This window comes from Pseudomonas fluorescens, assembly GCF_902497995.1.
In the GTDB taxonomy this organism is placed as follows: Bacteria; Pseudomonadota; Gammaproteobacteria; order Pseudomonadales; family Pseudomonadaceae; genus Aquipseudomonas; species Aquipseudomonas fluorescens_BK.
The window spans coordinates 65,659-79,266 of record NZ_CABVII010000014.1 but is presented as its reverse complement, the minus strand read 5'-3'; the positions used below and the strand labels follow the sequence as shown (position 1 = coordinate 79,266).

The following is a 13,608-nucleotide window of genomic DNA, read 5'->3' as shown; positions in this document are numbered from 1 at the left end:
GGGCATCAGCACTCGATAATGTTGACCGCCAAACCGCCACGGGCGGTTTCCTTGTATTTGCTTTTCATGTCGGCGCCGGTCTGGCGCATGGTGCGGATGACCTTGTCGAGGGACACAAAGTGCTGGCCGTCGCCGCGCAGGGCCATGCGTACGGCATTGATAGCCTTGACCGAGCCCATGGCATTGCGCTCGATGCAGGGCACCTGGACCAGGCCGCCGATCGGGTCGCAGGTCAGGCCGAGGTTGTGTTCCATGCCGATTTCGGCGGCGTTCTCCACTTGCTGCACGGTGCCGCCGAGGACTTCGCACAAGGCGCCGGCCGCCATCGAGCACGCCACACCGACCTCACCCTGACAACCGACTTCGGCTCCGGAGATCGAGGCGTTTTCTTTATAGAGGATGCCGATGGCTGCGGCCGTCAGCAGGAAGCGTACGACGCCGTCTTCGGTGGCGCCGGGGATAAAGCGCATGTAGTAATGGAGAACGGCCGGGACGATTCCCGCTGCACCGTTGGTAGGCGCCGTGACCACACGCCCGCCGTTGGCGTTTTCTTCGTTGACCGCCAGGGCGTACAGGTTGACCCAGTCCAGCACCGAGAGCGGGTCGCGCAAGGACGATTCCGGGTTCTTGCACAACTGCCGATGCAGCGCCGCCGCCCGGCGTTTGACTTTCAGGCCGCCGGGCAGGATGCCTTCGTTGCGGCAACCGGCAGCGACGCAGTCCTGCATCACTTGCCAGATTTTCAGCAGACCGGCGCGGGTTTCCGCTTCCGGGCGCCAGGCACTTTCGTTGGTCAGCATCACCTGGCTGATCGACAACCCGTACGTGCTGCAGTGACCGAGCAGGTCCTTGGCACTTTTGAACGGGAAGGTCAGTTTTGTTGCATCTTCGACGATCCGGTCGGCGCCGGCGGCGTCTTCATCGACGACGAAACCGCCACCGACGGAGTAGTACTCGCGGCTGCGGACCTGCAGGCCAGCGGCGTCGAACGCGCGAAAAATCATGCCGTTGGGATGATACGGCAGTGGTTTGCGGATCATCGCCAGGTGTTCTTTTTCGTTGAATGCAATGCTGTGCTCGCCGAGCAGATTCAAGCGCCCGTTGCCGCGAATCTCTTGTAGACGAGCAGCGACGGTTTCGGTGTCTACCGTGTCCGGGTGTTCGCCTTCCAGGCCGAGCAACACCGCCTTGTCGCTGCCGTGGCCTTTGCCCGTGGCGCCGAGCGATCCGTAGAGTTCGACTTTGACGCAGGTGGTCGCGACCAGCAGCCCTTCACGGCGCAAACCTTCGACGAAACGTGCAGCGGCACGCATCGGGCCGACGGTGTGGGAACTGGAAGGGCCGATGCCAATCTTGAACAGGTCGAACACGCTTAAAGCCATGGTTGTTCTCCGGTTTCTTGTTATGGGAATTGGCGGAATCTGGGACTTGATACAGATTCCTGTGGGAGCGGGCTTGCTCGCGAAAGCGGTGGGTCAGTCACCATCAATGTTGTCTGACTCACCGCCTTCGCGAGCAAGCCCGCTCCCACAAGGGGATATGCGGTGTTCTTGTGTGGGGCGGATTAACCGCCCCACACAGGTTTAAGCGTAGCTTTCGATCGACGGGCAAGCGCAAACCAGGTTGCGATCGCCAAACACATTGTCGACCCGGCCGACCGGTGGCCAGTACTTGCCTTCGATCAACGACGCGACCGGGTATACCGCTTGCTCGCGGCTGTACGGATGCGTCCATTCACCCACCAGCTCCGCAGCGGTGTGCGGGGCGTTTTTCAGCGGGTTGTCGTCCTTGTCCAGGGTGCCGTTTTCCACCGCGCGAATTTCTTCGCGGATGCGGATCATGGCGTCGCAGAAGCGGTCCAGTTCTTCCTTGGACTCGCTTTCGGTCGGCTCGATCATCAGCGTGCCGGCCACCGGGAAGGACATGGTCGGGGCGTGGAAGCCGAAGTCGATCAGGCGCTTGGCGACGTCATCGACGCTGATGCCGCTGCTGTCTTTGAGCGGGCGCAGGTCGAGGATGCATTCGTGCGCCACCAGACCATTGCTGCCGGTGTACAGCACCGGGTAGTGCTCTTCGAGGCGACGGGAAATGTAGTTGGCATTGAGGATCGCCAGTTGCGAAGCACGCTTGAGGCCCGCGCCACCCATCATCCGAATGTACATCCAGGTGATCGGCAGAATGCTCGCGCTGCCGAACGGTGCCGCGCAGACCGCGCCTTGCTTGCGCTCCATCTGGGCGTGGCCCGGCAGGAACGGGGTCAGGTGTGATTTAACGCCAATCGGGCCGACGCCCGGGCCGCCACCGCCGTGGGGAATGCAGAAGGTCTTGTGCAGGTTCAGGTGGGACACGTCGCCACCGAACTTGCCCGGGGCGCAGAGGCCGACCATGGCGTTCATGTTGGCGCCGTCGATGTACACCTGGCCGCCGTTGTCATGAATGATGCCGCAGATTTCGCGGATGCCTTCTTCGAACACGCCGTGGGTCGAGGGGTAGGTGATCATCAATGCCGCGAGATGCTCGCGGTGCTCGATGGCCTTGGCCCGCAGGTCTTCGATGTCGACGTTGCCACGTGCGTCGCACGCAGTCACGACCACGCGCATGCCAGCCATGTTGGCGGTGGCCGGGTTGGTGCCGTGGGCGGACGAGGGGATCAGGCAGATGTCGCGACGGTCTTCGCCACGGCTCTGGTGGTAAGCACGAATCGCCAGCAGGCCGGCGTACTCGCCCTGGGAACCGGCGTTCGGTTGCAGCGAGATCGCGTCGTAACCGGTGGTGGCGCAGAGCATCGCTTCCAGTTCGTCAGTCAATTGCTGGTAGCCAGCGCTTTGCTCGGCCGGGGCGAACGGGTGCAGGGCACCGAATTCAGCCCAGGTCACCGGGATCATTTCGCTGGCGGCGTTGAGTTTCATGGTGCAGGAGCCCAGCGGGATCATGGTGCGATCCAGCGCCAGGTCCTTGTCGGCGAGCTTGCGCAGGTAGCGCATCAGCTCGGTTTCCGAGTGGTAGCGGTTGAACACCGGGTGACTGAGGATCGGCGACTGGCGCACCAGCGCGGCCGGGATCGTGCTTTCGACGCTTGCGGCGAGGGCGGCGAAGTCCGGCAGGGTTTTGCCGTCGGCCAGCAGGGCCCACAGGGCTTCCACGTCGGCCTGACTGGTGGTTTCGTCGAGGGACAGGCCCAGACGCTCGCCATCGACCACGCGCAGGTTGATCTGTTGCGCACGTGCCTGGTCGTGCAGTTTGGCGGTGTTGACGCCGGTCTTGATCGTCAACGTGTCGAAGAAGCTTTCCTGCTCGACACTCAGGCCCAGTGCGCTCAAGCCTTGGGCCAGGATCGCGGTCAGGTGATGTACGCGCCGGGCGATCTGGGCAAGGCCTTTCGGGCCGTGGTACACGGCGTACATGCTGGCGATGTTGGCCAACAGCACCTGCGCGGTGCAGATGTTGCTGGTGGCCTTCTCGCGACGGATGTGTTGCTCGCGGGTCTGCATCGCCAGGCGCAGGGCCGGCTTGCCGAAACGGTCGACGGATACGCCGACCAGACGGCCCGGCATGTCGCGCTTGAACGCATCCTTGGTGGAGAAGTACGCCGCGTGCGGGCCACCGAAGCCCAGCGGCACGCCGAAACGTTGCGCGCTGCCGATGGCTACGTCGGCACCGAACTCGCCCGGCGGGGTCAGCAGGGTCAGGGCCAGCAGGTCGGCGGCGACCGCCACCAATGCGTGGGCGGCGTGGAAGCGTTCGGTCAGTTCGCGGTAATCGAACACATCACCATTGCTGGCCGGGTATTGCAGCAGGGCGCCGAAGAAGGTGCTGACGTCAGTCAGTTCGCGCTCGTCGCCGACCACTACGTCGATGCCCAGCGGCTCGGCCCGGGTGCGCAGCACGTCGAGGGTTTGCGGGTGGCAATGCACGGAGGCGAAGAAGGCGTGGCTGCCTTTGTTCTTGCTCAGGCGTTTGCAGAAGGTCATCGCTTCGGCGGCGGCGGTGGCTTCATCCAGCAGCGAGGCGTTGGCGATCGGCAGGCCGGTGAGGTCGCTGATCAGGGTCTGGAAGTTCAGCAGCGCTTCGAGACGGCCCTGGGAAATCTCCGGCTGGTACGGGGTGTAGGCGGTGTACCAGGCCGGGTTTTCCAGCAGGTTGCGCAGGATCGGCGACGGCGTGTGGGTGCCGTAGTAACCCTGGCCGATGTAGGTCTTGAACAGTTGGTTCTTGGCGGCGATGGATTTGATCAACGCCAGGGCATCGGCTTCGCTCAGGCCGTCTTCGAGACCGAGGACGCTGGTGCCTTTGATGCTGTCCGGAATGACGCTGGCGCTCAAGGCTTCCAGGGAATCGAAGCCGAGGCTGTTGAGCATGGCTTGCTCGTCGCCGGCGCGCGGGCCGATGTGGCGGGCGATGAATTCGTTGGCGGTGGTCAGGCTTACTTGAGTCATGTCAGCGCTCCTCAGGCTTCGGCGTTGGCTTTGATCAGGCGGTCGTAGGCGTCCTGATCCAGCAGTTGGGCGACCGCCGAGGCGTCGGTTGGCTGGAAACGGAAGAACCAGCCTTCGCCCAGCGGATCTTCGTTGACCAGTTCCGGGCTGCTGTCCAGCGCCGGGTTCACTTCCAGCACTTCGCCGTCCAGCGGCATGTACACGCCGCTGGCCGCTTTTACCGATTCCACGGTGGCGGTTTCAGCGCCTTTGTCGTAGGACTGCAGCTCAGGCAGTTGTACGAAAACCACGTCGCCCAGGGCATTCTGCGCGAAAGCGGTGATGCCGACTGTGACGCTACCGTCAGCTTCGGTGCGCAGCCATTCGTGATCTTCAGTAAAACGCAATTCGCTCATGGAAACTCCTAAGGGGGCCAGACTCGTCTGGTGGACGCGATGGGGAATGCTGGGGGCAATGCCCTGGTTTATGAGTGATGACTAAGCAAATTTGCGGCCAATGTTGTTTATTGCTTATAAATCAATGAGTTATGAGATTTCTTAGAGCGAGGAAATCCTCAGGCTGTAGCGAAATCGCTACAGCGTGAGACGAAGAAAAAAGCCTAGGAGGATCAAAGCCTTGCACAGCGGGGATCAGCGGAGGGTGTAGCGATATCATTCCACTGTAGCGCTTTCCGTACAGGTGGAGGTCGCTTTTGAATCCGGTCTGTAAGGCAGTGCAGTACCTTGTGGGAGCGGGCTTGCTGGCGAAGGCGGCGGCCCAGTCAATATTGATGTCGCCTGACACACCGCTTTCGCGAGCAAGCCCGCTCCCACAGGGATCTGTGGTGTTGGAGGGGTTGTGTTTCAGCCGATAGGTTACGGCTTGTTTGGAATCCCGTACTTGCGCAACCGATGGGCGATGGCGGTGTGAGACGTTTGCAGGCGGCTGGCCAGCTGACGGGTCGAGGGGTAGCTGGCGTAGAGTTTTTCCAGCAGGGTTTTTTCGAACGTTTCCATCGCCTGTTCCAGGCTGTCGACTTCGCTGTCGCTCTCACGCGCCACGGAGGTGCCGGCGATGTCCAGATCGCCAATGTCCACCAGGCTGCTTTCACAAATCGCTGCAGCGCGGAAGATCACATTCTGCAGTTGCCGCACGTTGCCCGGCCAGCGGTTACCCAGCAATGCCGGATAGGTGCCCGGCGCCAGGCGACAGACCGGACGCTGGATCTGCGCGCAGGCCTGCTGCATGAAATAGCGAGCCAGCAGCAAGATGTCCTGGCCGCGTTCGCGTAGTGGCGGGACTTCGACATTCAGGACGTTGAGACGATAGAACAGGTCTTCGCGGAATGAACCTTCGCTGACCATTTTTTCCAGGTCGCGGTGGGTCGCGCTGAGGATCCGCACGTTGACCTTGACCTCACGATCCCCCCCCACACGGCGGAAGCTGCCGTCATTGAGGAAGCGCAACAATTTCGCCTGCAAGTAAGGCGACATCTCGCCGATCTCATCGAGAAATACCGTGCCCTGGTTGGCCAGCTCCATCAGCCCCGGTTTCCCGCCCCGTTGCGCGCCGGTGAACGCGCCGGGGGCGTAGCCGAACAGCTCGCTTTCGGCGAGGTTCTCCGGCAATGCCGCGCAGTTCAGCGCCAGAAACGGTGAGCTGTGCCGGGCACTGATGGCGTGACAGGCACGGGCCACCAGTTCTTTGCCGGTGCCGGTTTCACCCTGGATCAACAAGGGCGCATCGAGCGCCGCGACCCGTTGAGCGCGGGCCTTGAGCGTACGAATCGTCGTGGACTCGCCCAGCAACGCATCGAAACCCTCGGCATGGTCGTGGTGCAGCGCCGAGAGGCGTTCGCCGATGCGGTTCGGTTGATACAGGGTGAGAAGGGCGCCGGCGTCGGTGATGGGTGTGGCGTCCAGCAACAGGGTCTGGCCGTCGACGGTGATCTCACGCAGCGGCAAGCGAAAGCCGTTTTCCAGCAAGGCATCGAGCAGTGCCGCGTCGGCGAACAGGTCGGCGACGCTTTCACCGGCCGGTTCTCGACCGTAAAGGGCGATCAGCGCCGGGTTGGCCAGCAGCACCTTGCCGGCGCTGTCCAGCGCCAGCACCGGGTCGGTCATGGCCGCGAGCAATGCATCGAGCTGCAAATGCCGACGCTGCCCGGGAAGGATATCGACCACCGTCACCGCTTGCACGCCACGGACACTGAACAAGGCATCGCGCAGTTCCTCGAGGACTTCCGGGCTCAGGGTCGGGGCGTCGATGTAGACGTTGGGCGGCACCATTTCCACCGCATCCAGGTTGAGATTGCGCCCACCGAGCAAGGCCAGGACTTCCTGGGTAATGCCGACGCGGTCGATAAAGCTGACGTGGATACGCATGGGGCGGTTTTTGCTTCTGGAGTGCGGAGGGTGGCAAGTATGCCTTGGCGCAGGGGCGAGGTGAAATCGGAAAGACGCGAGCGCCTGAAGGGTGAGGCGAAAGTGGCTCGGCAGTTGTTGCCGCGAGCCGAGGTCTGGCGGCCCTGGCGAGGCTATGCGCGCAGCTTTTGTGGACATTGCTGTGTCGGGTGGATTGAGCTGATCCGATAGTTGTGTTGACTGTTCGGCCGCTTTCGCGAGCAAGCCCGCTCCCACATTTATCCGCGTTCGTCCAGGTAAACTCGATCTCCTGTGGGAGCGGACTTGCTCGCGAAAGCGGTCGGACAGTCACCACCACTGCGCGCGGTGGGAACCCAATTCAGAAGCCGGAATCGCCCATTGCAACGGGGTCCCGGTAATTTTCAGCGGCACCTGCAACCGGTGCGCCGGCCCCCAGGGTGTTTGCTCAACCAACAACCCTTGATCGCTTACCTCCTCCGCCCGCAACGGCTGCTTCGTTCCGGCGCCACCCTCGATCAACAACTTCGCCGTCCGCGCCAGCGACAACCGCGCCGAGCCACCCCGTGCGCTGTTCAACCGTTGCGCCAGCAACTTGATCGCACTGGCCGCCATCAAATACCCGGTGGCGTGATCGAGTGCTTGCAAGGGCAATGGCATCGGTTTGTCCGCGTGCTTGCATTGCATGCCGGCTTCGGCAATACCGCTACTCATCTGCACCAGGCTGTCGAAGCCGCGGCGGTTCTGCCACGGGCCGCTCCAGCCATAGGCGTTCAGGCCGACGTCGATCAGTCCGGGAGCCAATTGCTGGCGTTCGGCGAGGCCGTAACCCAGGCGTTCCAATGCATCGGCGCGGTAGCCGTGGAGCAGCAGGTCGGCGTCTTTGAGCAGGCCTTCGAACAGTTCGCGATCGGCCTTGTCATGCAGGTCCAGACGCGCGCAGCGTTTGCCCAGAGTGACTTCAGGCACCACGCCCGGTTCGTTCCAGGTCGGTGGATCGATACGCAATACGTCGGCGCCGAGCCCTGCGAGAAAACGGCTGGCGACAGGTCCCGCGAGTACGCGAGTCAAATCCAGCACCTTGATCCCGGCCAGGGGTTGCGCCACCGAACCTTGCCAGGGTTTTGCGTTTCGACTGCTGTTGGCGGTGAACTGAATCAGCGGTTCGGCGTTCACGGCCTGACCCTGAGGATGTGCCTGCCACTGTGCCCAGGATCGCATCTCGGCGGCGCAGCCCCCGGCGTCGACCACCGCCTGTTCCAGATCGGTTTTGGCCCACTGGGCAACCTTGCTCGCCATCGCTGCGCGGTTGGCACAGGCGCCGAGGACTTTTTCGGCGGCGACTCGGTGATGGGGAGCGTTGGTGTGCAAGCGAATCCAGCCGTCCCTGGTCGCGTAGTCACCCGCGACCGGGTCCCATGGCGGTGGCACGCTCCAGCCCACCGGGCGGATCGAGGTGGCAAACCAGAAGGAGGCCAGGCGCCGGTCGACCTCAAGGTTGGGCAGGCGAGCTGTTTGCTGGCTGAGTAATTCGCTGATGGCCTGGCCGGCGGCGGCAATGCTGGCGCAAGCCAGGTCAGTCACGGCAAACGCCGAGGGCAGGGCGCCACTCGAGGTGAACGGGATCGGGGTGTGAGGCAAGCCGAGTGCGGCTTGAATGGACGTGAGTAGATCAGTCATCGAAGGCCCTCCGGAGCGAGAGCCCGATCATAGATCAAAACACCGACCGTCCTGATGAAATCCCCTCTGTAGGAGCGAGCGGTGCGACGATTCGCTCCTACAGGTAATCTCCTGTGTGACCTGATGTGTGGGCTTGCTCGCGAAGGCTGGCGACTCGGTCTGTCAGGAAGGCTGGGGCAGGGTTTCCGGCCGCGACCAGATCCACACATTACCCAGGCTCATGCCCGCGATCGCCAGGTAAATCGGCCAGCCATGCTCCAGCATGACCAGCATCAAGCCTGCGCACAGCAGCATGCTGACAGTGGCACTGACCTTGGCCCGACGGGCAATGATTTTGCCGTTGCGCCAGTTGCACAGGATCGGCCCGAACAACCGATGGTTTTCCAGCCAGGCGCTCAGGCGCGGCGAACTCCTGGTGGCGGCCCAGGCGGCGAGCAGGATGAACTCGGTGGTCGGCAAGCCGGGTACGACGATCGCGATCAGGCCAATGCCCAGGCTGATGTAGGCCAGGAGACCGAAGAGCAAGCGGGCGAGTTTTGAAGTAGAGATTGGAAGTTGAGTCATGACCAACAATACGTGGGGGTGTCCGGTCGTGTTCAACGACCGGTTTTTCCGCAGTTACGGCGGCTTTTACTTAAGCCGGCTGAGCATTGGTCGCGCGTGTTCCGACTGTCCTGAGCAGCAGTTCAAGGCGTGCGAAGGCGTCTCTGGAAGCCTGATCCACCTGGGCTTCTTCTTCGGCGCTCAGCTGCAGATTGTCGAAGATGGCATTGAATGCTTTCCAGCCTCTTGCGCGACCGCCTTCTGGCTCTGCCAGGTGACGTGCGCCTCTGGTCTGGCTGTAGCCGAGGCCGACAGCGTGTTTGAAGAGGATGGCAGCGCCCAGTTTCGAGCCTTCCGAAACCCGAATCCAGGCCAGTGCCTGAGCCTGGGTCGGGGACTGTATTGCGCCCGGAACGGCTTCAGGGATAGCCGACCCCAGATCCGCCAGGTCGGCTTCGGCCGCTTTCACCCGACAGCGCTCTGGCAGGTCCGGAAAGAGCTTGATCAGCTGCGCATCGTGGTACAGCGCCTGGATCTCCGATTGAAACAAATACTGCATTTGGACGAACCGTGTGAAGCCGGCATGCGTTTCGGTAGGCGCCCATTCGCTGACGGTATCTTCAAGACGTTTGTGCAGATCGTGAGTCAGCTCTCTGATGCGCTGGGAGCGCAGGACCGTTGGCTCACTGACATCGGAAGCGGGAGTTTGGGAGACCATGCTGTTCTTTCCTTTGAAAGTTGGTGCTGGATTATTTGCGTTAATGAACTAGACGAATCAGCAGTCGCGGCAGAGTAAAAAAATCCTCACTGTGCGACGTTGAACAACCGCGCAGCGAGGTACAGAGGGTCAGATATCCCAGATCAGATTGACCGCGAAATTGCGACCCGGCTGGGTCAGGCGATCAAGGTTGGCCGGGTTGATCACGGCTGCCTCGCCGACGCCGTCATAACCGCGTACGTCATCCCACAGCCAGTACTGCTTGTCGGTCAGGTTGTAGAGGCCGGCGCTGATGGTCACGTCGTCGGTGACTTTGTAGAAACCGGTCAGGTCCAGTACGCCGAAACCAGGCGACTTGAATTGGCTGCTGACGCCATCCGGCGATTTGAAGTTGCTGTCGTCGACGCGATCCTTCTTCTTCACCAAGGTCCAACTGAGCAGGCCGCCATAGGTGTCCTGGTCGTAACCGAGACCGAACACCCCGGTCATCGGGTTGACGCTGTTGATCGGCTCGCCGGTGTCGTTGTTGCGACCGTAGGCGTAGGCCAGCGAACCCTGGGTGTACAGGCCTTGTGGCGCACCGAAGGCATCGAGGTTCAAGCGACCCTTGATCTCCGCGCCCTTGATGGTGGCGTGCTTGATGTTGTGGCTCTGGAAGGTCAGCTCGTCGTCGCCGGGTGTGATGGCATCTTCGTTGATGAAGTCACGGTACTTGTTATAGAACACCGCCACATCGAACGAACCGGATTCGAAGTTGCCGCGCAGGCCGGTTTCGTAGCTTTTGCTTTTTTCCGGTTCCAGGTTCGGGTTGGGCGCCACGCTGTAGCCGGTGGTGGTGTTTTCGAAGCGCCCGTACAACGCCTTGGCGGTCGGCGTACGGAAACCTTCGGCGTACTGGCCATACCAGGTGTATTGATCGGTCAGCGCATAGGTCAGGCCGAACTTGGGTGAGACCTTGTGCCAGGTTTTATTCTCATCGCTCACGGTGCCGCGACCGTCGGCGGCCACGGTGTTGAGGAATTCCTGGGTGATGTGCGGCTTGAGTTGCGTGTAGTCGTAGCGCAAACCGGGCAGGAAGGTCCATTTGTCCCAGCTGATCTGATCCTGGGCAAACAGGCTGTAGGTGTTGATGGTCGGGTCCGGGAAGTCACTGGATTTTTTCAGCACATCGCCCGGGCTGACCGCACCGATGACCTGGCAACTGCCGGACACCGCAAGGCAGGTGCCGTTGCCGCTGCGCGAGCCGGTGACTTTCTGCTGCTTGATCGTGGTGCCGTAGGTCAACAGGTGCTCGGTGTCGCCGAGGCTGAAGCCCTTATCCAGTTGCGCATCCAGTATCCACTGCTTTTCTTTGTAGAGCGTTTCGCGGGTTCGCAGCACTTGGTGGGAGACCGGGTAGTAAAACTCGGTGGTGTTCTGATCGGTTTTGGCGACCTGATGATTCAGGCTCCACTTGACGTTGTCCGCCAGCAGGCTGTCGAGGGCGAGGCGGTGTTCCAGGCCGAAACGCTCACGGGTAACCGTGTCGTTACCGGTGCGCCACTGGTACATCCCGCCCGGCAGGATGCGGTCGGGAATGGTCGGCTGGCCATTGAAGAACGGACCGCCGTAAGCGCTTTTCAGATCGCTGTCGCGGTCGTCCTTGTACTTCTCGTAGGTCAGGCCCAGGCGCGAGTCGTCGTTGTAGTTCCAGCCGATTTTGGCCAGCACGTTGGTGGCGCGCACGTCTTCCGGGTTGGCCGCGGTGCGTGCCAGGCCGGTGCCATTGTTGCTGCCGTAGGATTCGGTTTCGTGACCGTCGCGCTGGCTGTAATGCAGCAAGCCGTCGAACCGATCGGCACGACCGGCGACGGTGGCAGACTTGAGCCAGCTCTCATCGGCGGAACTGTAACCGGTCTTGAGGCGTGCCCCGACGTCCTGGCCCGGCTTGATGATGTCGTCCGGGTCGAGGGTGAAGTAACTGACCGCGCCACCGATGGCGTTACTGCCATAGAGCACCGAGGCCGGGCCGCGGAGGATTTCCACGCGCTTGATGATTTCCGGGTCGACGTAGTTGCGTTGAGTCTTGGCGTAAGGGCCGTTGAAGAATCCGTTGGGAATTTCGACGCCGTCGACCTGGGTCAGGATTCGATTGCCGTCGATGCCACGAATGTTGTAGCCGCTGATCCCGCCGCGCTGACCGGCACCCCCCACCGAAACACCCGGTTCGTAGCGCACCAGATCCTTGATGGTGTTGACGTTGTTGCGGTCCAGTTCTTCACGGGTATGAACGGTGACGGTGCCCGGCACGCTTTCCACGCTCTGTTCCTGGCGCGTGGCGCTGATGGTCATCTGTTGCAGGTTGATGGCACCGCTGGCGCTGCGCTTTTCCAGGACGATGTTGGTGTTGCCCAGTTTGCGATAGCTCAGGTTGGTCCCCACCAACAGGCGATCCAGGGCTTTCTCCGGCGGCAGCGAACCCCGCACACCCGGCGATGCCACGCCTTGTCCCAGTTCGGCCGGCAAGCCGACTTGCCATCCGGTTACCGCGGTAAAGGCATTGAGGGCCGAGACCAGGGATTGCTGCGGGATCGCGAACGAGTAATCGGCCATGTTGCGGGTCGGCTGCCCGTCGGCGGCAGCCGCTATGAACGGTGCGCTGCCGGCCATCAGGATGGCGGCGGTCAGCAGTGACAGCATGCCGGACGGTGAAGAGGACTGGCGGGTAAGGCGAGAGGACATCGATAGCGCTCCGGGTCGCACGAATCTTTATAGGTGCTGATTGGCATGTAGAGATGCGAATCAATTGCATTGGCTATAACGAGACGTACGAGCTTCAGCTATCGAGTAAAAATAATTCTCATTTAGTTGAGGATCACCAGCGCCGGGAATTCCTGGAGCCGGGCCGACGTAATGTGGGCCAGTGAACGCACTACATCCAGTGGCTGATCGAGCCGGTAGTTGCCGGTCACCGCGACGTCGGCCAACTGCTCGTTGGTGTTGATGATCCAGCCGGGATAGTAGCGACTCAACTCCGCCAGCACCTGGTTCAGCGGGCAGTTTTCGAACACCAGCCGGCCCTGGACCCAGGCCAGGTCGGTGGCGGCATCGAGTCTGGCCGGGCGATCGAAACCGTTGGGGCCGATGCGGATGCTTTCTCCGGCAGACAAACGAACCCGCGCATCGCTGCGGGTTGCCTGCAGGTCGACGTCCCCCCGCTGCACCCGAACCTGTGCCACGCCATCGAGGTAGCGCACGGCAAACGCGGTATCGCGCACGCTGGCCTTGACCGGGCCGGCGTCGATCAGCAGCGGCTGGCCGCGATTGGCCGGTACTTCGAAAAACGCTTCGCCCTGATACAGGCGGGCTACGCGCTGCTGATCGTCGATGGTGCTGGAGAACGCCGAATTGGTATTGAGCAGGACTTTCGAACCGTCCTCCAGTTGCAGGCGCTGGCGCTCACCGACCACGGTCAAGTGATCGGCCTGCAGGCGCATTGGCAGGTTGCTGAAGCTGAACAAGCCGAGGATCAGCACGGCGGCGGTGGCCAGGGGTTTCCAGTGTGGCCGCAGGCGCGACAGGGCCGTCACCTTCGGCGGTCGGGCGGCCAGGTTTTGTGCGCATTGCAGCACGTGCGGGCCGTCCCAGATCGCCTGGGCCTTGGCAAACGCTTCGGCATGCAGGGGATCGGCAGCGAGCCATGCATGGAATTGTCGGGTCTGTTCCTCGCTCGGACTGCCCAGCACGATCAGCCAGTCCAACGCCTGGTCCATCGCGCTGGCGGGGTCCCGTGCAGGGGAGCGGTGGGTGTCCGTCACGGTGTTTCCTCGGCAGGGTCGTTAAGGGGCAGTTTCAAGTTTCAAGTTTCAAGCCACAAGCTGCAAGTTCGGTT

Annotated in this window: 9 protein-coding genes; all 9 read right to left on the bottom strand. The window is 62.0% G+C overall.

The features are described 5' to 3' along the window. Window positions 1-5 precede the first annotated feature (5 nt). The 9 genes from F8N80_RS17490 to F8N80_RS17435 all read right to left on the bottom strand — a co-directional run bounded on the left by F8N80_RS17490 (window position 6) and on the right by F8N80_RS17435 (window position 13,534). Window positions 6-1,382, bottom strand: a complete 1,377-nt coding sequence (locus F8N80_RS17490) for an L-serine ammonia-lyase (RefSeq protein ID WP_150784329.1) — start codon at window positions 1,380-1,382, stop codon at window positions 6-8. A 201-nt stretch (window positions 1,383-1,583) separates the two neighbouring features. Next, entirely contained in the window at window positions 1,584-4,436 is a 2,853-nt protein-coding gene (gcvP, locus tag F8N80_RS17480) for an aminomethyl-transferring glycine dehydrogenase (RefSeq protein WP_150784327.1), read from the bottom strand. An 11-nt stretch (window positions 4,437-4,447) separates the two neighbouring features. Beyond that, window positions 4,448-4,831, bottom strand: a complete 384-nt coding sequence (gcvH, locus tag F8N80_RS17475) for a glycine cleavage system protein GcvH (protein ID WP_150745940.1) — start codon at window positions 4,829-4,831, stop codon at window positions 4,448-4,450. 459 nt (window positions 4,832-5,290) lie between these two features. Next, window positions 5,291-6,799 carry a sigma-54-dependent transcriptional regulator gene (locus tag F8N80_RS17465; protein ID WP_150784326.1) on the bottom strand — a complete coding sequence of 503 codons (1,509 nt, stop codon included), beginning with the start codon at window positions 6,797-6,799 and terminating at the stop codon, window positions 5,291-5,293. A 327-nt stretch (window positions 6,800-7,126) separates the two neighbouring features. Next, window positions 7,127-8,476, bottom strand: a complete 1,350-nt coding sequence (locus F8N80_RS17455; RefSeq protein WP_150784325.1) for a CoA transferase — start codon at window positions 8,474-8,476, stop codon at window positions 7,127-7,129. Window positions 8,477-8,638: 162 nt separating this feature from the next. Then, complete coding sequence (locus F8N80_RS17450; protein WP_150784324.1) at window positions 8,639-9,040, bottom strand: YbaN family protein; 402 nt, start codon at window positions 9,038-9,040, stop codon at window positions 8,639-8,641. 70 nt (window positions 9,041-9,110) lie between these two features. Then, window positions 9,111-9,737 (bottom strand): biliverdin-producing heme oxygenase, encoded by a 627-nt coding sequence (locus F8N80_RS17445; RefSeq protein ID WP_150745945.1) that lies wholly within the window; start codon window positions 9,735-9,737, stop codon window positions 9,111-9,113. Window positions 9,738-9,866: 129 nt separating this feature from the next. After that, window positions 9,867-12,458, bottom strand: a complete 2,592-nt coding sequence (locus F8N80_RS17440; RefSeq protein ID WP_150784323.1) for a TonB-dependent receptor — start codon at window positions 12,456-12,458, stop codon at window positions 9,867-9,869. A 122-nt stretch (window positions 12,459-12,580) separates the two neighbouring features. Next, window positions 12,581-13,534, bottom strand: coding sequence for a FecR family protein (locus tag F8N80_RS17435; protein WP_150745947.1), 954 nt, complete (start codon window positions 13,532-13,534; stop codon window positions 12,581-12,583). Window positions 13,535-13,608 lie beyond the last annotated feature (74 nt).